Source organism: Pseudoalteromonas sp. A601, assembly GCF_002165575.1.
Classification (GTDB): Bacteria; Pseudomonadota; Gammaproteobacteria; order Enterobacterales; family Alteromonadaceae; genus Pseudoalteromonas.
In genome coordinates this window covers 103,962-125,470 of sequence record NZ_MXQF01000004.1, presented here as the reverse complement: position 1 = coordinate 125,470, position 21,509 = coordinate 103,962, and the positions used below count along the sequence as shown (strand labels likewise).

At 40.5% G+C, this 21,509-nt stretch carries 19 protein-coding genes; 3 read left to right on the top strand and 16 right to left on the bottom strand.

Features of this window, described 5'->3' with window-relative positions; translation table 11 throughout:
* Position 1: 1 nt before the first annotated feature.
* The gene (locus tag B5G52_RS04560) at positions 2–1,537 is read right to left on the bottom strand and encodes a GGDEF domain-containing protein (protein ID WP_087531519.1); all 1,536 of its coding nucleotides are present in this window, start codon (positions 1,535–1,537) and stop codon (positions 2–4) included.
* A 209-nt stretch (positions 1,538–1,746) separates the two neighbouring features.
* Between B5G52_RS04560 and B5G52_RS04555 the strand changes: the two genes are divergently transcribed.
* A complete protein-coding gene (locus tag B5G52_RS04555; RefSeq protein WP_087531518.1) occupies positions 1,747–3,531 on the top strand; it encodes a M61 family metallopeptidase in 1,785 nt (594 codons plus the stop codon).
* A gap of 21 nt (positions 3,532–3,552) precedes the next feature.
* On the opposite strand, the gene B5G52_RS04550 is transcribed toward B5G52_RS04555, so the two are convergent.
* A complete protein-coding gene (locus tag B5G52_RS04550; protein ID WP_087531517.1) occupies positions 3,553–4,350 on the bottom strand; it encodes a glycosyltransferase family 25 protein in 798 nt (265 codons plus the stop codon).
* Between the two features lie 213 nt (positions 4,351–4,563).
* On the opposite strand from B5G52_RS04550, the gene B5G52_RS04545 reads away from it, so the two are divergent.
* On the top strand, positions 4,564–6,723 hold the full coding sequence (locus B5G52_RS04545; protein WP_087531516.1) for a S46 family peptidase: 2,160 nt from the start codon (positions 4,564–4,566) through the stop codon (positions 6,721–6,723).
* 359 nt (positions 6,724–7,082) lie between these two features.
* Here B5G52_RS04545 and B5G52_RS04540 read toward each other — a convergent pair whose 3' ends face one another.
* From B5G52_RS04540 to B5G52_RS04525, 4 genes are all read right to left on the bottom strand, one after another.
* Complete coding sequence (locus B5G52_RS04540; protein WP_087531515.1) at positions 7,083–8,483, bottom strand: HEPN domain-containing protein; 1,401 nt, start codon at positions 8,481–8,483, stop codon at positions 7,083–7,085.
* 312 nt (positions 8,484–8,795) lie between these two features.
* Positions 8,796–9,227, bottom strand: a complete 432-nt coding sequence (locus tag B5G52_RS21875) for a hypothetical protein (protein ID WP_140394300.1) — start codon at positions 9,225–9,227, stop codon at positions 8,796–8,798.
* A 397-nt stretch (positions 9,228–9,624) separates the two neighbouring features.
* Complete coding sequence (gene tyrS / locus B5G52_RS04530) at positions 9,625–10,884, bottom strand: tyrosine--tRNA ligase (protein WP_087531513.1); 1,260 nt, start codon at positions 10,882–10,884, stop codon at positions 9,625–9,627.
* Between the two features lie 78 nt (positions 10,885–10,962).
* The gene (locus B5G52_RS04525; protein WP_087531512.1) at positions 10,963–11,784 is read right to left on the bottom strand and encodes a LuxR C-terminal-related transcriptional regulator; all 822 of its coding nucleotides are present in this window, start codon (positions 11,782–11,784) and stop codon (positions 10,963–10,965) included.
* Between the two features lie 313 nt (positions 11,785–12,097).
* On the opposite strand from B5G52_RS04525, the gene B5G52_RS04520 reads away from it, so the two are divergent.
* A complete protein-coding gene (locus tag B5G52_RS04520) occupies positions 12,098–13,369 on the top strand; it encodes an O-acetylhomoserine aminocarboxypropyltransferase/cysteine synthase family protein (RefSeq protein WP_087531511.1) in 1,272 nt (423 codons plus the stop codon).
* A 45-nt stretch (positions 13,370–13,414) separates the two neighbouring features.
* On the opposite strand, the gene B5G52_RS04515 is transcribed toward B5G52_RS04520, so the two are convergent.
* The 10 genes from B5G52_RS04515 to hisD all read right to left on the bottom strand — a co-directional run bounded on the left by B5G52_RS04515 (position 13,415) and on the right by hisD (position 21,509).
* The gene (locus tag B5G52_RS04515; RefSeq protein WP_087531510.1) at positions 13,415–13,612 is read right to left on the bottom strand and encodes a DUF1289 domain-containing protein; all 198 of its coding nucleotides are present in this window, start codon (positions 13,610–13,612) and stop codon (positions 13,415–13,417) included.
* Between the two features lie 50 nt (positions 13,613–13,662).
* Positions 13,663–14,175: a hypothetical protein gene (locus B5G52_RS04510; RefSeq protein WP_087531509.1), complete on the bottom strand. Its 513-nt coding sequence runs from the start codon at positions 14,173–14,175 to the stop codon at positions 13,663–13,665.
* Positions 14,176–14,306: 131 nt separating this feature from the next.
* Positions 14,307–15,044, bottom strand: coding sequence for a hypothetical protein (locus B5G52_RS04505; protein ID WP_087531508.1), 738 nt, complete (start codon positions 15,042–15,044; stop codon positions 14,307–14,309).
* 295 nt (positions 15,045–15,339) lie between these two features.
* Complete coding sequence (gene hisIE / locus B5G52_RS04500) at positions 15,340–15,954, bottom strand: bifunctional phosphoribosyl-AMP cyclohydrolase/phosphoribosyl-ATP diphosphatase HisIE (RefSeq protein ID WP_087531507.1); 615 nt, start codon at positions 15,952–15,954, stop codon at positions 15,340–15,342.
* Entirely contained in the window at positions 15,945–16,724 is a 780-nt protein-coding gene (gene hisF / locus B5G52_RS04495) for an imidazole glycerol phosphate synthase subunit HisF (RefSeq protein ID WP_087531506.1), read from the bottom strand. Before hisF ends, hisIE begins: the two co-directional genes overlap by 10 nt.
* On the bottom strand, positions 16,706–17,440 hold the full coding sequence (locus B5G52_RS04490; protein ID WP_087531505.1) for a 1-(5-phosphoribosyl)-5-[(5-phosphoribosylamino)methylideneamino] imidazole-4-carboxamide isomerase: 735 nt from the start codon (positions 17,438–17,440) through the stop codon (positions 16,706–16,708). Before B5G52_RS04490 ends, hisF begins: the two co-directional genes overlap by 19 nt.
* A 34-nt stretch (positions 17,441–17,474) precedes the next feature.
* Positions 17,475–18,065 carry an imidazole glycerol phosphate synthase subunit HisH gene (gene hisH, locus B5G52_RS04485; protein WP_058559339.1) on the bottom strand — a complete coding sequence of 197 codons (591 nt, stop codon included), beginning with the start codon at positions 18,063–18,065 and terminating at the stop codon, positions 17,475–17,477.
* On the bottom strand, positions 18,062–19,123 hold the full coding sequence (gene hisB, locus B5G52_RS04480) for a bifunctional histidinol-phosphatase/imidazoleglycerol-phosphate dehydratase HisB (protein ID WP_087531504.1): 1,062 nt from the start codon (positions 19,121–19,123) through the stop codon (positions 18,062–18,064). The genes hisH and hisB overlap by 4 nt, the downstream gene beginning before the upstream one ends.
* On the bottom strand, positions 19,120–20,205 hold the full coding sequence (hisC, locus tag B5G52_RS04475) for a histidinol-phosphate transaminase (protein WP_087531503.1): 1,086 nt from the start codon (positions 20,203–20,205) through the stop codon (positions 19,120–19,122). Before hisC ends, hisB begins: the two co-directional genes overlap by 4 nt.
* Complete coding sequence (gene hisD / locus B5G52_RS04470) at positions 20,202–21,509, bottom strand: histidinol dehydrogenase (RefSeq protein ID WP_087531502.1); 1,308 nt, start codon at positions 21,507–21,509, stop codon at positions 20,202–20,204. The genes hisC and hisD overlap by 4 nt, the downstream gene beginning before the upstream one ends.

The following is a 21,509-nucleotide window of genomic DNA, read 5'->3' as shown; positions in this document are numbered from 1 at the left end:
GTTATTTATTAATACATAACCTATCACGACCTGTATTTTTTGCTTTATAGAGTGCATCATCGGCACGGTCAAAAGCCTCTAAAGGGGTGTCGCCTTTTTTAAACTGGGTTGCACCGATTGAAATTGTTATTTCAACATTTTTACTTCTAAATTTAAAGGGAATGCCTTTTACTGCTTTGCGTAGTTTTTCAAGCGGCGCGCTCGCATGCTCTAGTGACATTCCAGGCATAAGTAATACAAATTCTTCACCACCGTAACGCGCTATAAAATCTGATTTACGAATCGACATTTGTAATGCTTTTGCAATCACTTGCAGTGTTTTATCTCCAGCGCTATGGCCATATCGATCATTTATTGATTTAAAGTGATCAACATCGATAACAACCAAAGTAACATCAAACTCTTGCACTGCAAATAAATGAAACTCATGGTTAAATCGTTCATCAAATGCGGCTCGATTAGGCAGCTTTGTTAAGCCATCAAGCAAACTTTTAAAGCGTTGTTCATGTAAGCGCTTCTTATATTTAGATAATTTGCCTTCTAAGTTACCTACGCGCTGGTTAATATCTTTAAAGCTTTTTATCAGCGCTTGCCTGTCTTCTTGTTCAAGGCGCTCTTTTTCAATTAAATCTTTGCTGAGTGATTTTAATTCATTATCGACTAAGGCTTTTAAAGATGAAATAGAGGTAGCATCTTGCGTTTGAGTTGTCAGGTTATTAATTTTGCTCTCAATGCGCTTATTAAGCGCATCAAATTCTGCCCCCATAGACTCAGAGTGCTTACTCGTTGCAACAATTGAATGATGTAATTCTTCAAGGGTTTGATTTAATGAAACTAAAAAACTTTGTGCTGATTGACGCTCTTTACAGATGTTACTCGCAATAATGCGAATAATCTCAATGGCTGCATTGAGTAAGTCATCAACCGTGTCTGTTTCAGAAATTCTATTTTTAATAGCTTTTACTTGATCAGCGGCTTCATCTTCAAACACCAAATCATTTGCAAGCGTGAGTAACTCTTTTGCTAAGCCTGGCTGGCTAGTACCCGCTTCTTCTTGGCAAAGCGTGAGCTTTACATTCAATGCTTGGTGGTAGATAGCCACTAATTGATTCAAAATTGGGATGAAATCGTTGGTTGCTTGTACGTTATTCAGCTCGTGGTCTAAAAGATGGCGTAAAGTTCTACGGGTCGCGTCAGGTAAACCTTTGGTTTTTTGTAATAATTTACCTGCATCTAATACGCTATTATATAATTCTCGCTGCTTGGCTGTTTGTTGCGCTTCTTGGGTTTTCAATAAAGCTAAAATTTCATCAATCAGTGGAGCGAAATTTTCAAAGTCGACACCTTTTGAAAGTGCACTTCTGAACTTAGCTAAACGGTTATCAAGTTCAATATCCAACCCTTTACAACTCAGAGAAAGTTTAGCTGTTAGGTTTGATAATGTATCCACCTGATACTTACGCGCATTTTCGAGTACCATACGTGTATCAATGGCTTGTTTTAGCTTTTTATTTAAAACATCGAGCTTTTCTGACACTAAGGGTTACCGCCATTGATTAAATTGTCTATAGCATTAAGTTTACAACAAAATTGGCACAAATGTAGTTACCAAGTCAAAAACTTAGGATTTGATGTTGATTTTTATTCATCGACCTTAATAGACCTGGATTTTGTCGCTTTTAATTCACATTTTTTTCTATCGTTGTTAGGCTCCTCGGTAATAAATTATAAATATTAAGAGTTTTTATGAAAAAGTTTTTAGCTTTATCAATTGCCGCTGCGCTGTCACATTCGGCCATGGCCGATGTTAATTATTCATTGTCAATCACTGAGCCGGCGCACCACTTAGGTAATGTCAGTGTGGAGTTCCCGCAAACGGCACAAGCACATTTAGACGTAAAGTTACCAGCATGGCGCACAGGTCGTTATGAAATTTTAAATTTAGCTAATGGAGTACGCTATTTCTCAGCGAAAGATGATGATGGCAAAGCACTTAAATGGGAAAAAGTAAACGCCAGTACATGGCGCGTACACCTTAATGAACCAACCGAAGTAAATATCGATTACCAAATCTATGCCAATGAGTTAGGTAAACGAGCTCGTCATATTGATGATAGCCATGCGTTTATTGATGCATCAGGCTTTTTTATGTTCAGCGAATCATTTCGCCAAGAGCCAGTTACCGTCAAGGTTGATGTTCCAAAAGATTGGCGCTCGGTGTCAGGTATGGCAAACAATGGATCAAAGCATAGTTTTAAAGCGGCTGATTACGATGTACTGGTAGATTCGCCAATCGAAACAGGTATAAACCAATTACATAAATTTGTGGTTGATGGCCGAGATTACGAGTTAGTCATTTGGGGCGAAGGTAATTACGATGTTGATCTAATGCTTAAGGACTTAAAAAAGCTGGTAACAACAGGCAATGTTATTTGGGATAATTACCCGTATGAGCGATATGTATTTATGGTGCATGCAACATCTGGAGCAGGGGGAGCCACTGAACATTTAAACTCGACGATTATTCAACGCCCGCGTAATCGTTTTGCCTCACGCGAAGATTACCTTGCATTTATTTCAACAGCAGCTCATGAGTTTATTCATACCTGGAATGTAAAAGCCTATCGCCCAGAAGGGCTTGTACCTTATGATTACACAAATATGAACTTTGATAAATTACTCTGGATTGCTGAAGGCTCTACTAGCTATTTTGAAGATCATTTGATGGTACGTGCGGGTATTTCAACTACCGATGAGTTTCTTAAAACCTTAACAAAAACCGTTAACCGTCATTTACAAACCCCTGGACGTGAAGTACAAAGTGCCACTGAAACGAGCTTTGATAAGTGGATTAATCAAGGTGGCGATCATGCCCGTAATTACAGCACTAATATTTATTTAGAAGGCGCGTTAATTTCAATGGCGCTTGATATAGACTTACTCGATAAAAGTAACGGTCAGCAAAGTTACCGCGATGTTCACCGTGCGCTGTATAAAGATCACAAAATGCCACATGGTTTTACTGCTGAGAATGTTAAAACTATTTTAAAAGACTTAACGGGGCGGGACTATAGTGATTGGTGGGCTACGAATGTCGATAGCCCAGCAGCGATAGATTTTGATGCGCTTTTAGCAAAAGTAGGGTTAGAACTTGCTCGTCCTAAAGGTGCAAAGTCTGTGGCCAGTATTGACAGCTTTGCTAAAAATACCGGTGAGTTAATTACCCTTACTCATGTTCGTCGTGGTGGCGCAGCATGGCAGGCTGGTTTAACTACCGATGATAAAATCGTTGCTATCAATAAAAAGCATGTTGGAAAAGACTTAAAAGCATCGTTAGAGACATTCAAAGCCGGTGACAAAGTAACGATTGATTACATTCGCCGTGATGAACTACAAAGTACGACATTAGTGCTCAGTGAAGACTTTGATAAAGCTAAAAAGGTAGTGGCGCTTAAAAATGCCAATGAGCAGCAAATGGCATTATTTAAAGCATGGATGGGTGTTGAACACCCAAAACTCGCTAAGAAATAAATACTATTTAGTGACTCTAGGTTATGAGTAAAAAGGAGCTGCGGCTCCTTTTTTACTTTTAGGGGTGTGAAAAGTGCGTTTCGTCTTTTTAATAAATGCAGCCGTAGCAAAGTGATTGTTTATAGCACTGGTTAATTGTTGATTTTTGCGTGCGAAAAATGATTTTTTAACACTGGCCGCACTACGTGCTTTAATATCACTAACTTGTTCACAGTTTTGAGCAAACGGATAAGGCATTAACGAATAGCCTGCTACTTTAGTTTCCCATATATGTTGTAAGTCACAATCAACAGGGCGGCCAAATTTTTCAGTCGCTGCTAGCAATTGTTTGGCTCCGCCAAAACTTATTGCAGTAGCGCAACAGCCTGTCATCAACTTTTTATGGATCACTAAGTGTTGCTTATGCTGTAAAGGAACTTGGAAGGCAATAGAGCGGCTTCTGTTTTGATAAGCAGATAATTTTATCATCTGCCAACCTATTGGTGCTTGTTCAATATTTTTGATTGTATGGGTAAGATCATTTTTTAAGATAAAATCATCTTCAAGCACAATAGCGTAATCAAGCTGCCTATCAACAATAGTTTGCCACGCTTTACGATGACTTAAATAACAGCCGATTTGTCCAGCACTGAGCGGGTAGTGATATTTTTGCTTATTGAGGCTAGGACTGTAATTAATTTCTCTTTGTGCTGGCGTAAGTGTTGCCCCATCAATTGCATCTATACACTCAAAACTTAGCCCATGTGCGGCTAATTGTCGCTGGCTGTTTGCTAATCGCTCAGGTGAACGTTCAAGGTTGATCACAAAAATAGTAGGCATCGTTGGCTGCTTTTTTCTTAATAATTATTAAAATTTTAGCTATTAATGATGACAATTTGATTGCAGCATTTGCTGTTAAGTTAAAAGTTCAGCATGTGCAAAGTGTTTATACATTTTGTTACATTATAACACCGCCTTTGGTCGCAGAAATATTGACCCTCCTAACTATTCACGCGTAACCTAATTTATAAATAACAAAAAGGATGAAATTTCATGCGTTTAAAACCTCTTATTGCACTGTGTGCTTTGGCATTTACAGGTACTTCATTTGCTGATGAGGGTATGTGGCAGCCACATCAACTACCAGAGCTTGAATCTATACTTAAAGCAAAAGGCCTAGAGATAGATGCAAAATCAATCTCTAAGTTAACGGAGTTCCCAATGAACGCTGTTATCAGCCTTGGTGGCTGTACAGCATCGTTTGTATCACCAAAAGGGCTAGTGGTAACTAATCACCACTGTGCGTATGGTTCGATTCAATACAACTCAACACCAGAGAATAATATACTAGAAAATGGCTTTTTAGCTAAAAAAGCATCAGACGATTTACCTGCAGCCCCTGGCTCTCGTGTTTATGTAACAGAAACCGTAACAAACGTGACTGACAAAGTGATTAAAGGCACTGAAAAGCTCAGTGCAAAAGCACGTTACGACGCTCTTGAAAAAAATGAAAAACAACTTGTAGCAGAGTGTGAAGCGGATGATAACTACCGTTGTAATGTGTATTCATTTCATGGTGGTTTGGAGTTTTACTTAATAAAATCGCTCGAAATTAAAGATGTTCGTTTAGCCTATACACCAGCGATGGGCGTAGGTAAATACGGTGGTGATATAGATAACTGGATGTGGCCACGCCACACGGGTGATTTTGCCTTTTACCGTGCCTATGTTGGTAAAGATGGTAAACCGGCTGAGTACAGCGAAGATAACGTACCTTACGTACCAGACTCTTATTTGAGTGTGAGTGCTAAAGGTGTTCAAGAAGGCGACTTTGTTATGGTTACGGGTTACCCAGGACGTACAAACCGTTATCGCATTGCCGCAGAGGTTGATTACGTATTTAATACTAGTTACCCAAAAGCGCGTACTCACAATAGTAAATATGTATCGTTAATCGAAGAAAACTCTGAAGATGGCAGTAAAGCCCGCATTGCTTATGAAAGCACTATTGCAGGGTATAACAATTACATTAAAAACTACGGCTCAATGATCGAAAGTTTTAATAAAGGCACTATGTATGAGCGTAAAAAACAGTTTGAACAAGACTTAACAAACTGGATCAATAACGATCGTAAACTGAAGAAGCAATACGGCAGCGTATTAGCTGAACTTTCATCATTAGTTGAGCAGTCACAAGAGCATAACGAACGCGATCGCATGTTAGGCTATGTACATCGCTCACAAATGATCAGTACGGCTCGTCGTTTATACCGTTTAGCGTATGAAAAGCAAAAACCAAATAGTGAGCGTGAGTCTGGTTTTCAAGAGCGTGATATGCCAAGACTTGAAGCAGGCTTAAAACGTATGACGCGCCGCTTTGACGAAAATGTTGATAAAGCAATCTTACTGCACTTTTTAGAGCTTTATGCCGCACTACCAAAACAAGAACGCTTCGCCCAGGTTGATAAAGCATTTAACTTACAAAATGGTTTTGATAAAGCAAAGCACAGTGCATTACTAGATAAGATGTATGCTAAATCATCACTTAATAATGAAGACACACGTTTAAAATTGGCTCAGCAATCATTTTCGCAAATTAAGACAAGTAATGATCCGTTTATTCAATATGCTGATGCCATTTTTGCTGTTATGAAAGCACAAGAAGATAAAGACAAAGCACTCGCTGGTAAACTACAAGCTGCGCGCCCGCAACTGATGGCTGCCATTATTGCTTATAATAAAGCACAAAACAAACCTGTGTACGCAGATGCAAACAGCACACTCCGTGTAACTTACGGGACGGTGGGTGGCTATTCTCCGCAGGATGGTTTAGTAGCAACACCGTTTACCTCACTTGAAGGTTTACTTGCTAAAAACACCAATGTTGAGCCGTTTAATGCCCCTGAAAATCTGCAAAAGCAGATCAAAGCTAAATTATATGGTGACTACACCGGCGGCATGAACACAGTGCCGGTTAACTTTTTATCAAATGTTGATACTACCGGTGGTAACTCAGGTTCACCAACGCTTAATGGCAAAGCGGAGCTGGTAGGTTTACTGTTTGACGGTGTATACGAAAGTATCATTGGTGATTGGGATTACAACCCTGCACTTAACCGTTCAATCCACGTTGATTCTCGCTATATGCTATGGGTGATGGATAAAGTAGATAACGCACAAAACTTGTTAGACGAAATGAAAATCGTAAAATAAGTAAAAGCTAAAATAGTCAGAGGGCGCTTACCTTAACAGGAAGCGCCTTTTTTGGTTCTTACGCAGGTTGGGTTGAGTGTAGCGAAACCCAACAAAAAAGCAGCTTCAGTTAATCTTGGTGTTTTGCATTATCGATTGACTGCAAAGTGTTATTAAGCGAATAGTGCTACTAACTCGTTTATGCCCCATTACAATTTAGGTGATTTACGCTTCACTAAACAGGCATGATGATATTTAAAAACATTTTCTAATGCTAACATCTTAGGGGACTTGGGCAAAACTATGACCTTTGGCCGTTACAGCAAGGACTACAATATAAAAACACTCAAGCCCATTATTGATAAGCTTGAGTTTGGTATCTAGAAACTGTGATTCTGGATATGATGAAACCCATCTAAACGGTTTACTACCATAGAACTTAATTCTGGCTTAATTCCAATTTTCTCAAGAAGTGCGACGTACAGAAGCATGTTAATGAATGAAATATAACTATTAAGCGTATTTTCATCTACTGAATAAGGATTTGCATGGGTAATGTCATTCCTTAACCGACATATTTTTTCAATCCCTTGATTATTAAAATCAATCGCTTCCTTGAGAACTGAAGGTAAAGTTGCGTAGAAATCAATCAGACATTTGGACGTGTTGTACTTAGATTGATTCAATTTACCAATGCGAGCTATGAGCTTTTTAATATCCTTACCATTTCCTTTGAGTTTTTTAATTATATATGATTCAGAATCATTTAGGAGAACATCTAAGGCATCCTGATCTACATAAGACTTTGACTTATAAGTTAAACTTTCAAGAAGTCTAAAGTAACCAAGAAACCTCTCTTCATCTGATTTCATTCTTCGATATCTCAAATACCTAGTAAATGTGATTCGCTCATCTTCTGGTAAAAGATAGTACCTCTCAAATGAACATAGAGGAAACTCGGGTATAGGTAAGTCATGGAACCTCAAATTGCGACTTAAAGGGAATACTGGATAATCCTTCTCATATGTTCGATTAGTGGTAGGGAAATACAAACTAACCTTAGAAGACCGAGTTTCCCTATTTTCTACTAGTTTTATAGAGTTAACATTAAAATCAGAACCAATGAGCAGTGTCATCAAGTCATATAATTTCTGATACTCACAATATGAGTCATCAATACTAATAGGGGACTTGAGATTAATATTCAGCACGGGTGGGAACTTCATACCTGAAGTGAACGCATGGACATCGCTGTGAGCTTCGAAATTATAAAATAAGAGTAACTGACCGTAGTCATCAAGATCCTGAGAAAACTCCACGGTATCAATACCCACAGTGTTTAAGGTACGAGTATGAAATTTCTCTACTAACTCTTGTTGGAGGTTAGTATACCCTACCCATTTTTTCGTCATGCAAGAATCAATACTTAGCGATATGATTCTATCAAATGAATGCAAGTGTCCTTCGGCACAGACAACATATCCAACCTCAAATTCATATTCGAAAAAACCTACATCGTCATCAATAGCAGCTCGCAAACACTGGCTACTATGATAATGGATAGTAAGGTCATACAAAAGAAAGCTCATGTGGAAAGAACTACACTCAATCTTTTCAGACTGACTAAAATCGAGCGATGGTCGTCTTTCACCCATAACCCTCAATATGCATTTACTAGGAGATAGAGTTAATTTCCCCGCAAAAAGTTTATTTTCATCTCGAACTGAAACATCAAAAGTATAAGGCTTACCTAGCTCTAAAATTTCATCTCTATCAAACAATTTCCTTATCCCTTAAAGTAGCAATGTATGTACATAAGATAACACTTACATGCACTATACTATAAGGCAAAACGTGTAGCAGCAATAACGAATTTGGCCAAGTATGTGTTGTCTAGTTGAATAGTCACCAAAAATAGAACTAATCCAAAGAATCAGAATGCTCTGTGGGGTGTAACTCACAATTGTCCAAAAACGTGTTTATTGACCGTTTTCTTATCGCTCTCAGCGAACGTCGTAAAGTACCATGAGCGGACATGGCAACACTAAAATAAATGGTTAAAATGCTTGGCTATACTTGTGAGCGAAGCGTTTTTAGTGATCTTCACCCGATTTAATTTTCTGATTAACACGATTTGGCCAATGAATTGAAATAAACCAAAATAACCATGAACAGCCAATTGCAGAGCTTAAATATGTTAATCCTAAATGACCTTTTTTATCTAAAAGTTCAATATCGGCTATTGCTGCTGTGAGTATAAAAGCTGGAGTTATATATATCCAAGGGCTCGATCCAATTAATTTATTCTTAGAGCAAAAATAAATACTTAAGCCTAAAATTAATGTCGCAGGGTATGAAAAGATTACCATTCCGAAAATAGCAAGAAGTAAAACCCCTTCAAAATCAAAAGAAGACCCTTGAGAAAATGGTATATATATAACGGAGCATATAAACGTAATTGGGATTGTTATTAATGGAGCTATAAATACCCCACCCAATAGTGACTTCCATGATGTAAGATTCACGTAATACTCCAATCTCGTTAACATTTTAGTAGTTATGCGATACGCTGTTTGTGTTGCATAATCGCTTGTTGGGCTGAGGCGCTACCTACTCGATGTGTCTTAAATGACCGGTTATCGCTCACAGCTGAACTTCACAAAAAAGTCATAAGCAGACATCCAGAGGTATCCCATTCGGTGTTAGCCTTGTTATAAAAGTCAATATCAGTTATTACTTTTTTCCAAAATGAAGTAATACTGGTGCTTGTTGAAATCAAACACCACTTTTTATTGCCGTGAAGTGATTCAAGCTAGGACTTGTCAATACCGCTAAGTTATCGGCGTCACATTTTGATGTCCTAGCAATGATTAATAGCAAATCATGCCTTGAGGTAGGGGTTGACCCTAGATAAGGTATGAATTAACCCACTATACGTTTCACCAAGTAGAAATTCTTTTTACCGCGTTGAAGCAACCAGTACCGGTCGAACAGCGGGAAGTTCAAGCTAGAATTTTCTACATCAACTTTCTCGCCGTTCACTCTGATGGCTTGGCTGTCAATTAGCTCTCGGGCAATGCGCTTTGATTTGGCTAAGCCTGATTCAACCAGAAGCTCTACTAAGTCTTGCTCAGCACTTTGCATGCTGGGTAAGCCATCGAGTTCCAACTGTTTCAGCTCGCTCAAGCTCAATTGCTGCACGTTGTTGCTAAATAACGCTTGAGTGATTCGCTCTGCGCTTGCTAAACCTTCTTCACCGTGGACAAAGCGTGTCATTTGCTCCGCTAAAATACGCTGTGCTTGCGGTTTGCCTTTACTATCTTTGTCTTGAGTTTCAATCGCTGCGATTTCATCGCAGCTCAAGAAGGTGTAGTAACGTAGGAAGTCGTAAACATCTGTATCTTCCACCGATAACCAGAATTGGTAGAAGGTGTAGGGTGAAGTTTTACTTGGATCCAGCCACACAGCAGCACCTTCAGTTTTGCCAAACTTAGTACCATCGGATTTGGTGATCAACGGTAAGGTTAAACCAAATACTTGCTCATCATTTTGACGACGAGTAAGGTCAATCCCACTAACAATGTTACCCCATTGGTCATTGCCACCGATTTGCAGACGACAGCCGTACTGACGGTTTAGCTCGGCGAAGTCGTAAGATTGCAGCAGTGTATAACTGAATTCGGTAAATGAGATACCTTGATCTGGGCGTTGTAAGCGTTGCTTTACCGATTCGCGACTAATCATGGTGTTTACAGAGAAGTGTTTACCTACGTCACGGAAGAAATCGATTACGTTAATTTGCTTAACCCAATCTGCATTGTTGACCATGACCATTGGATTACTGACTTGCTTATTCATCAGTTGTTGGATCTGGTTCGATAGCTCTTGTATCCAACCCGTTACGGTTTCTTCTGAGTTTAAGCTTCGCTCTGTCGCTTTAAAACTCGGATCGCCAATCATACCCGTAGCACCACCAATCAGAGCGATAGCTCGGTGTCCTGCATCTTGAAAACGCTTGAGCATAATCAAGGGTACTAGGTGGCCAATGTGCAAACTACCTGCAGTTGGATCAAAACCACAGTACAAGGTTTGTGGCTCAGATAGCAGTTGTTGAACTTGATCTAAATCGCTAGCTTGGGCAATCAAGCCGCGAGCTTGTAAATCTTTAATTAGTGTCATCATCTTCTCTTTATCTGGTTTGGTTATACTCAGATTAAAAGACCAGATGGGATCGAGGTATATCCCTAAAGGGACATTTTGTTATCTTGATTGAGTGATCAAATGATTGAGAAATAACTGAAATAATTCACTTAGCGACGCAACATTCAACTGTGCATAGATACGCTTACGGTGGTTCTTTATTGTGCCTTCGGCAACACCTAACTGCTTTGAAATCTCTTTGCTGTCATTACCTTGCGCGATCAGTGCTGCTATTTCTTGCTCTCGCTTGGTAAGGACTGATTGCCCAAAGGACGCCAGTGCAGATTCAATCGCTGCACGTAGTTGCCCCGAATAGGCTGCAGGGCTGAAAACTGCCTCGGCGAGTGTAAACTCTGTCTGTTTCCAATGCTGCTGGCACAAAGACTGGATAATGGTGAAGTAAGATTTTAGCTTAGCTAATTGAGGCTTGGTGAAGCGTTTGTCGTTTTCCATAAAACCGAAGTACAGTATAACCCAACGCGTCGGTTCGATTTCAATCAGCATGCTGAGTTCATCTTTCCAGCCGGTTTGATGGTAGAAGTGCTCACAGTAGGCTTGGTAATCGAGGTCGTTACGTGCGACGTCTTTGTCCACAATATCTTTAAGCGTAAAGATACCTTGTTCTTTGTTAGCGTTAAGCTTTTGATAAAACGGGTCACTTTGGAAAGATGTGGTAAGATAACGTTGGAACAGAAGATCGCGTTTATTTTCAATTGAATCATACAGATAGATAGGGCGTTTACCTTCTCGATAACCTAAGATCACAGAACAATCAAAATTCAATAATACGCTGATCACATGCATGAGTTTGGGTGTAAAGTTTGGTGAGTTAAGAGCAGAAATCGTATCTGCAAGATGTATGTTTAATTCGTCATTATGCATGTGATTCGAGAGTCGATAAAGGTTGGGATAAGAATAACGCAACAAGCTGCTATCCCAAAGTTATATGTTGTGTATGACAGAGTTTGGTCTGTCGGTTAAAAGCTTTCTAATATCTAAAACAATCTGTTAAATGTTAATTTAGAATGTACATAACCCAAAATTGTCCAAAAATAGGGTTGATCGAGCATCTGTATATCGCTCTTCGCTGACGTTAACTTAAATCTAATTATTTCAACATCCTTTAATATATTTCAAGTGCACTTTGTAGCCAATAAATGCTAGTTTAGTAGCAAATTAATTGAAGGGATAAATTATGAAACTTGAATCCTTAGCATTACACCACGGGTATGAATCAGAGCCTACCACTAAATCAGCAGCGGTGCCGATTTATAATACCTCATCGTATACGTTTGATAATACACAGCACGGTGCTGATTTATTTGATTTAAAAGTACCGGGTAACATTTATACCCGTATCATGAACCCGACTAACGCGGTTCTTGAGCAACGTATTGCTGCAATGGAAGGTGGAATTGGTGCGTTAGCTGTGTCATCTGGTATGGCAGCGATCACTTATGCGATTCAATGTTTATGCGAAGTAGGTACTAATATCGTTAGTACCAGTCAGGTATATGGCGGAACCTACAACTTATTTGCCCATAGTTTGCCGCGCCAAGGCATTGAAGCACGCATGATTAAAGCTGATGACTTCGCGGCATTTGAACAGGCCATTGATGAAAATACCCGCGCAGTATTTTGTGAGTCAATCGGTAACCCTGCTGGGAACATTGTTGATATTGAACGGATAGCGAAAATTGCTCACAGTAAAGGTGTCCCGCTGATTGTAGATAACACGGTAGCAACGCCTTATTTGTGCCGACCTTTTGAGTTGGGGGCAGATATCGTAGTGCATTCATTAACTAAATACATTAATGGTCATGGTACTGCAATTGGCGGGATGATAGTCGATTCAGGCAAATTCGATTGGAAAGCTAATGCAACTCGGTTTGCAATGATGAATGAACCTGATCCGTCATACCATAACGTGGTTTATACAGAGGCGTTTGCAGAAGCGGCATTTATCGGTCGTTGTCGCGTTGTGCCGCTGAGAAATACAGGGGCTGCCCTTGCTCCTAAGAATGCTGCGGATATTATGATTGGGCTTGAAACACTAGGCCTACGTATGGAGCGCCATTGTGAAAACGCGCAACAGCTTGCTGAGTATCTTGTAAATCACCCTAAGGTGCTTTGGGTTAATTATGCAGGGCTTGAATCTAGCCCTTATAATGCTATGAGCAAAAAAATAACAGGTGGCAAAGCATCAGGTATTTTAAGCTTTGGCATTGCTGGTGGTTTAGAGGCGGGAACTCGTTTTATTGATGCACTTAATATGGTGCTGCGCTTAGTTAATATAGGTGATGCTAAATCGCTAGCGTGTCACCCTGCATCAACAACGCACCGTCAATTAAATGATCAAGAGCTTGAAAAAGCAGGTGTAAGCCGTGATTTGATTCGTCTTTCTGTTGGTATCGAGAGCATCGACGATATTATTGCCGATGTAAGCCAAGCATTAGATAAAGCCTAAAATCACTAAGAGCTGGGCGCAAATAAATTGTGCCCAGTCTTTAAATTATTTATCTGCTTGTATGTTTGAGTCATGCCTAGGAGTATGAAGTATTGCCTGCTTTTCAGCTTCAGATAATATAATCCAATCGAAAATTTCTTCGCTGGTACGGCCACATCCAGTGCAATAGCCTTTCAAACGGTGGCACTGCCCAATACAGTCTGTTTTATATGCTATTGCACTGTTACTTTTAGATGGCTTCATAATCTTATAGCTCTAAAATCAGATTTATTGGCTTAAGGCTAAATATTGAGTTATTTAGAGGCAATGGGTTTACCGATTTCTAAGGAAGTCGACCATGGTTTTGAACGAGACATTGTCTTACCTGTATGAATTGAAATAACCGGTGTAGACTCGTCAAGTACAAAGGTAGTGCGCAATGATTCAGCCGACTCTTTTTGCTCTTGATGCCAGTTATTTTGGACTAAGCAAGCTCGAGTGAACTCAACTGCTTTTTGGTGCATGGCTACCGCCTGAGTTTGCTCTTGGTAATTCTCTTGACACTGGTATGTCACAGTATCAGTATCCAAGGCACTAATTTGACATTTATCACCAACAAGATCATATTTTGCAGTCCAAGTTTCGGCGTATTTGGTTGTTACGCGAGTGCCTTTTAGTTTTTCAAAACGAGTGTCGTAGGCAGCTAGTAAACCGTTGATTTTTTCACATGGTGTAAGATTATCAATCGTAGCTTTTTGCTCAGGCGTGAGGCTTGTACAGCCAGATAAAATAAGGCCGCCAAGTAATACGGTTAAAGACTTTTTCATAGTGCGCTATCCTTTTTATAATAGCAGTTCCTTGATAATTACTTGAAGGATACCTAAGGGCTTGAAAAAATGCTATTAAAGCGACAAAAATAAAATAACAAACGCCCTTAAGTCATTGGAGATGTGTGGGACTATTGTTTAACGTTCTCTACATTTTCTATTTTTACACTTCCTGAGCCATCAGTGAGTAAAGTAAAGCTTTGAGCTGTATCGATATAAATACCACCAGAACCATCGTTGACTGTAACTCCCCCCGATGTATTTTGAACATTAATAGTCCCTGATCCATCGTGAATTTTTACATCACTTAGACTGTTGGCAAGTTTAATGCTGCCAGAGCCGTCGTTGATCACTACTTTCCCCTCAATGTCGCGAGCATTAATTGAGCCAGAACCATCATCAATATTAAGAGAACCAGTAATATTGTTAATGATAATTTTACCTGAGCCGTCATGAATAGTTGTTGCCCCTGCATTGTCAATTGACAGTGAACCAGAGCCATCGTTAATGTTTAACTTAAATTTGGCAGGAATAGACACAGTAAGGTCAATGCGTGTAGAGTCTTCATCATGGTTATTACAGCTATTAGCTATTAGTTCGGCACTTTTAGCACGTTGTTTTAGTGATAAGCAATAATTGTTATGTGGTTGATCTTGGTATATTTCAGCCTTTACTGTTACAGAATTTGTATTACTGCCCACTATGTTCAAAAAGCCAGAGCCCGCTTCAACAGTTAATGTTGAAAGTGATTGGCTATCTAACGTAAGTTGTTTGGTTTCTTGTAATGTTAATTCGTTATTCCACGCTAACGCTTGAGTTGATAGCAAAATTGCACTTAGCAGTGTGAGGCGTTTGAATGTGTTAGTCATTATTATTCCCTTTCATTTATGTCGTGTTTTTAGTTTAGTCGCATAAAGCAATAAAAAGGTTTAAAGGAGAGGGCTATTTTTTAATTTCCTCTTATGTGCGCGCATCTAAAGCGCTTAGCCTATTTGTAAGTAATTGACTTAAATATCGTTTGCACAACGAGAGGAGAATGGGAATAAATGAGGTAAAGCAAAAAGTGTAATCGAAAAGTAGCGTCTCTTAGTCTATTTGTGAATTTTAATATAGTCGAGGATCTTTCAAACAAGGCGCTGAGCAAAGCCCAGCGCGTGTAGATAATTACTTATGGCGACCCTGTAGGCACGCAACCACATCTTTCAGCTCAAGGCCTTGGCGTTGTAGTAACACGATTAAGTGATACAACAAATCGGCTGATTCGTTAGTTAACTCGTCGTTATCGTGCTTCATTGCGGCAAGGGCCACTTCAACGCCTTCTTCGCCGACTTTTTGGCAGCTACGGCTTAAGTCTTTAGCAAAAAGTGAGGCGGTGTAGCTTTTTTCTGGATCATCGTTTTTACGCTCAACAATTACTTGTTCTAGCTGGGCTAAAAAGCTGAGGCCTGGCTTTGCATCATCACCAAAACAGCTTTGCGTGCCTAAGTGACAGGTTGGACCCAGTGGGTTTGCAAGTACTAAGATTGAATCGTAATCGCAATCTGTATACACCGATACCACTTCTAAGTAATTTTCAGAGGTTTCACCTTTGGTCCATAAACGATTTTTTGAACGCGAATAGAACGTCACTTTTTGCTTATCAAAGGTGACTTCAAGGGATTCTTGGTTCATAAAACCTTGCATCAAAATAACCCCAGTACGGGCATCTTGCACGATAGCAGGGATCAATTCGCTTTTAGCAAAATCGACTTGGGTAAGGTTTTGTTTGGTTAGTTGCATAGTCGCGCCGCCACTTGGTTATCTGTTAAATATTGTTTCAATTCGCCGATGTTGATCACGTTTTTGTGAAAAACACTAGCTGCTAATGCGCCATCAACTTGGCTTTGTTGAAATACATCAACAAAATCTTGCATGGTGCCTGCGCCACCTGAAGCAATCAGTGGTATATCACATAAAGCGCGCATTTTAGATAACTGTTGGTTATCGTAGCCGTTACGTACACCGTCTTGGTTCATGCAATTTAGTACAATTTCACCTGCGCCTAAGTCTTGTACGCGTTTAACCCATTCCTCAGTTTTGTAGCGTGTGCGGCTTGATGCATTAGGATCGCCAGTTAATTGATAAACGAGGTATTCGTCCGTTGCTTCATCATAAAAACTATCAATGCCAACGACAACGCATTGCTTACCAAATTCATCATGTAACTCTTTAATAAGCTCTGGGCGGGCTATAGCCGGGCTGTTGATACTGATTTTATCGGCGCCACGTTCAAGTACACGCGCTGCATCAGCGACAGATTTAATACCGCCGGCTACACAAAATGGAATATCAATGTGGCGGGCAATGCTTTCAACCCAATTTACATCGAGTAGACGTTTTTCAACGCTTGCGCTAATTTCATAAAACACTAGTTCGTCAGCGCCTGCTTCACTGTAAGCTTGGGCAAGAGTGAGAATATCGCCAACAATTTCGTGGCCTTTAAATTTAACACCTTTGACTACTTGGCCATCTTTTACGTCTAAGCATGGGATTATGCGTTTTGATAACATGCTAACGCCTCCTCAACATTAAACGCACCATCAAGTAGTGACTTGCCTAAAATAACGCCGCCCACACCCAGCTCTTTGAGCTTTTTAATGTCATCAAGTGAGCTTACACCACCAGACGCTTGCACTTTAATGTCGCTGTTGTGGTTAGCTAAATCTTGGTACAGTGAAAATGAAGGGCCGGTCATGGTGCCATCCTTACTGATGTCCGTACATAGAAAGTCAATTACACCCAATGCAACATAAAAATCGACTAGTTCAAACAAGCCAAATTCTGATTCACTTAACCAGCCGTGCGTCGCTGGTGCCCAGCCGCTGTCAGTTTTATTGACATCAAGGGCAATTACAAAGTGTTTAGCACCAAATTTTTCAATCCAGCTTTTCACTTCATCACGCTTTTCAACTGCCATTGAACCAATAACAACCTGATTTGCACCAGCGTTTAGCCAATCTTTAACATCTTGCTCAGTGCGAATACCGCCGCCTACTTGGTACGGTACGTTCAGTGCTTTGGTAGCGGCTTGAATGTGCTGCCATTGCTTTTTACTTGGATCCCGTGCGCCTTCTAAATCAACCAAATGCAATTTACCTGCGCCGCTTTGTGCATACTCTTGTAATCGTGCGCCAAGCTCAAACGGGTAAAATTGTGCAGTATCGTATTTACCTTGATATAAACGCACGATTTGATTTTGTAATACATCTAATGCTGGAATAATCACGTTAAATTCTCTTTTAATTTTGTTTGCCAGCAGCTTAAAGCTGCCAGTCTAAAAAGTTTTGTAATAACCGCGTGCCGACTTTTGCGCTTCGCTCAGGGTGAAATTGCATGCCCGCGTAATTGTCGTTGGCTACAATGGCTGAAAATGTTTGCCCGTATTCGCCGCTAACTAGTGTTGCATCGTTAACGGTGTGGGCAAAACTGTGCACAAAATACACTTGGTCGTTTACATCAAGGCCTTTGGTCAGTGCGTGTTCACGGTTAAGGGTTAAGTTGTTCCAACCCATATGGGGCGATGTTAAATTGCCAACGTCCAGCGCTTTAACTTGACCAGGAATTTTACCTAAACACTGAACGTTACCTTCTTCAGTGCTGTCGCATAAAAGCTGCATACCTAAACAAATACCCATAAGCGGGCGTTGGTATTCATTTATCGCTTGTTGCCAACCACCTTCAACTAAGCGCTTCATAGCAACGGATGCATGACCAACACCGGGTAAAATAGCGCGTTCAAAGTTTTTAAGCTGCTCAGGTGAGGTGATAACTTCTGGCGTTTCGCCAAGGCGTTCAAAGGCAAAACGTACAGAGTTTATATTGGCACAACCAGTATTAATTATGGCAATCATAAACACCCCTTCGAACTGGCTGTTTGTTGGCTAGCATCAGCGGCAATGGCCATACGTAATGCACGTGAGAATGCTTTAAATAAGCCTTCAACTTGGTGATGGCAATTACCATCGCTTACCGATAAGATTAAGCTAATCGCAGCGTTATCACTTAAGCTTTTAAAGAAGTGCTCAACCATTTGTACGTCTAAATCCCCCGCTTTTTCACGGCTAAAGTTGGCATTTAATACAAATGATGCACGCCCTGATAAGTCAATTTGTGCTTCTGCTTTGCATTCATCCATTGGCAGCGCAAAACCATAGCGGGCAATTTGCGATTTTGTGCCTAGCGCTTCTTTTAATGCAAGACCAAGGGCAATACCAATGTCTTCAACCAAGTGGTGCTCGTCGATGTGTAAATCACCTTTAGCTTGAACGTCGAGACCGATGTTAGCGTGAGTGCGAATTTGATCCAGCATGTGATCAAAAAAACCAAGGCCGGTGCTTATCTCACCATTTTTGCTTTGATCTAAATTGAGTTTGACATCAATTTGTGTTTCTTTGGTGTTGCGAGTAACACGGCCTTTGCGGTCGGCTGTAGTGAGTTTGGTAACAATCGCGTTCCAATCACCGTCGTATAAAATACCTTCGCAGCATAAGTTTTGCGCCAGGCCAATATCAGTTTGGCGGTCACCAATAACGAATGAACGACCTAAATCTACTTTACCAGAGCGCATAAGCTCGGTCAGCAAACCTGTTTTAGGCTTGCGGCAATCGCAGTTTTGCTCATCAAAGTGTGGGCAAATTAATACGTCGTCAAATTTAATACCTTGGCTAGATAAAATATCCATCATTTTATCTTGTGCGATATCAAAATCAGCCGTAGGAAAACTGTCAGTTCCCAGACCATCTTGGTTTGACACCATAACCAAACGGTAGCCCGCAGCTTGCAATTGCAGCAGGGCAGGGATCACATTCGGTAAGAATTCTAGTTTTTCAAGGCTATCGACTTGTTTGTCGGTAACAGGCTCTGAAATGATAGTGCCGTCACGGTCGATAAATAAATAGGGGTTACTCATGATACTTCCTGCTCTTTTTGTGCGGTTGATTGGCTTAGGCCATCTAACCAGACTTTTACTTGTTCTAATTCTTGCTCGCTGCCGATAGAAATACGCAGCCAATCGTTTTCACCATACAAGGTAAATGCTCGCATCACTAAGCCTTGTTTAAGGGCAATATTAAAGCTGTTTTTATTAGCTAGTTTTAAGGTAACAAAGTTACCTTCACCGCTTAGCACGTTTAATACCGCAGGTGAGGTTTGAAGCCACTGTTTTAGTTTTTCTTTTAAAGCATTTAAAATACTGACTTGGCGGCGCATTGAGGTAATTGCATCAGGGCTTAGAGCATTAGCAGCAATGCTTGCGACGACGGTTGATACTGGATACGGCGCAATCACTTTACGAATTGGCGCAAGAACTGACTCTTGTGCCAGAGTAAAGCCTGTACGTAGACCAGCCAGCGCAAAGGCTTTTGAAAGCGTGCGCAGTACAACTATGTTAGCAAATTCATTAATAAGGCTACTGGCGCTTTGCTCTGGGCAAAATTCAATATAGGCTTCATCAACAATCACCAGTGCTTTACCTTCAAGGGCCGTTGCAATCGCTTTGATTTTATCAAGCGAGGTTAGGCTGCCAGTTGGGTTATTTGGGTTACAAATAAACACTAACTTAGAATTCCCCACAGCGCTGACGATATCATCCACTGATCCTTCTAGTAGCAGGGTTTGGTTTAAGCCGTTAATAGCAACATTATGGGTATCAGCGATGACTTTATACATACCGTAAGTGGGTAAAAATAACGCGATGCTGTCTTTGGCTGGTGCGCAGTATGTGCGTACAAGTAGCTCGATGCCTTCATCTGCACCACGAGTCATTAATACTTGCTCGGTGCTTAACTGCGCATACTCTGCATAGCGATTAATCACGCTAGCCGGTTGCGGATCAGGGTAGCGATTTAAATCACTAATATTAATATCAATGTTTTTTACATACGGACTTTCGTTAGCATTAAGCCAGGTGGTGCCTGTGAGTTTTTCACTTTTAGCTGAGCTGTACGCTGCTAACGCATCAATATTAGCGGGTAATAAAGTATTATTACTCATAATTCAGTCCCTTTATTAATAGCTTCTAAACGTACTTTTACTGCATTTGCGTGGGCGTCGAGTCCTTCAGCATCAGCCAGCGGTAAAATTGCTTTTGATAAGGTTTTTAAGCCATTTTCGGTAATTGTTTGTACTGTATATGTGCGAAAAAAGTCGAGCAAATTTAAGCTTGAATAGGTTGCACTGTATCCGTAAGTAGGCAATACGTGATTAGTACCAGAGGCATAATCACCCGCTGACTCAGGGGTATAATCACCAACAAACACAGAGCCCGCATTTTTAACTTTTGCTAAATAAGGGTTAGCATCGGCTAATTGCAAGATTAAATGTTCAGGGCCATATTGCGCAGACACATCAAATGCTTGGTCAATTGAATCAACCAATATTAATGATGAATTGGCCAGCGCTTGCGCGGCGATATCTTGACGCGATAGTTTAGCAAGTTGGCGCTCTATTGCTTGCTGAGTGCGCGCAATGATTAATTCACTATTACTGAGTAGAATAACTTGAGAATCAGCACCGTGTTCAGCCTGAGATAACAAATCAGCGGCAATAAACTCAGGGTTAGCACGTTCATCAGCAATAACTAAAACCTCTGAAGGACCTGCTGGCATATCAATCGCCATACCGGGTATTGTTTGTGCTACTAGTTGCTTAGCCATAGTGACAAAGCTATTACCTGGGCCGAAAATTTTATTCACTTTTGGTACTGAGCCAGTACCATAAGCCATGGCGGCGATTGCACCTGCGCCGCCACTTTCTACGATTGTATTTATTCCGCATAATTTAGCTGCATATAAAATTGCTGGATTGATTTGCGCATCCCCTTGCACTGGTGTTGCTAGAACGACAGTCTTAGCGCCGCTTAACTGGGCTAGTACACCTTGCATGATCACAGAAGAAGGCAATGGCGCGCTGCCACCAGGTACATAGATACCTACTGCTTCAATTGCTTGATATTTTAATTCACATAACACACCCGGTTGGGTGATTAATTGAATATCTTTTGGCAATTGGGCTTGATGAAAGCGTTTAACATTTGCATATGCTGTATCAATAGCATATTTAAGCTCAGGGCTTAGCTGTTGTACTGCATTATTTATTTCTTCAATAGGCACTAATAATCGTGGTGTTGGGCGATTATCAAATTCTTTTGCCATGGCGAGTAGGGCATCATCACCTTGCTCTTTTACATTTGTCATAATGCTTTGACAAATCTCTTCTACCTTTGCACTCGCACTGACAGCAGGGCGCATTAGCGCCGCTGCTTGTGCGTCTGCGGATACCTCATTCCAGCGCAGCAT

Coding starts and splice junctions, on each gene's coding strand:
- B5G52_RS04545 (WP_087531516.1), top strand. CDS start 4,564: ATGCGTTTAAAACCTCTTATTGCACTGTGTGCTTTGGCATTTACAGGT.
- hisB (WP_087531504.1), bottom strand. CDS start 19,123: ATGAGTAACCCCTATTTATTTATCGACCGTGACGGCACTATCATTTCA.
- hisD (WP_087531502.1), bottom strand. CDS start 21,509: ATGCTGCGCTGGAATGAGGTATCCGCAGACGCACAAGCAGCGGCGCTA.
- tyrS (WP_087531513.1), bottom strand. CDS start 10,884: ATGATGACACTAATTAAAGATTTACAAGCTCGCGGCTTGATTGCCCAA.
- hisF (WP_087531506.1), bottom strand. CDS start 16,724: ATGTTATCAAAACGCATAATCCCATGCTTAGACGTAAAAGATGGCCAA.
- hisC (WP_087531503.1), bottom strand. CDS start 20,205: ATGAGTAATAATACTTTATTACCCGCTAATATTGATGCGTTAGCAGCG.
- hisIE (WP_087531507.1), bottom strand. CDS start 15,954: ATGCAACTAACCAAACAAAACCTTACCCAAGTCGATTTTGCTAAAAGC.
- B5G52_RS04510 (WP_087531509.1), bottom strand. CDS start 14,175: ATGAAAAAGTCTTTAACCGTATTACTTGGCGGCCTTATTTTATCTGGC.
- B5G52_RS04505 (WP_087531508.1), bottom strand. CDS start 15,044: ATGACTAACACATTCAAACGCCTCACACTGCTAAGTGCAATTTTGCTA.
- B5G52_RS04525 (WP_087531512.1), bottom strand. CDS start 11,784: ATGCATAATGACGAATTAAACATACATCTTGCAGATACGATTTCTGCT.
- B5G52_RS04520 (WP_087531511.1), top strand. CDS start 12,098: ATGAAACTTGAATCCTTAGCATTACACCACGGGTATGAATCAGAGCCT.
- B5G52_RS04515 (WP_087531510.1), bottom strand. CDS start 13,612: ATGAAGCCATCTAAAAGTAACAGTGCAATAGCATATAAAACAGACTGT.
- hisH (WP_058559339.1), bottom strand. CDS start 18,065: ATGATTGCCATAATTAATACTGGTTGTGCCAATATAAACTCTGTACGT.
- B5G52_RS04550 (WP_087531517.1), bottom strand. CDS start 4,350: ATGCCTACTATTTTTGTGATCAACCTTGAACGTTCACCTGAGCGATTA.
- B5G52_RS04555 (WP_087531518.1), top strand. CDS start 1,747: ATGAAAAAGTTTTTAGCTTTATCAATTGCCGCTGCGCTGTCACATTCG.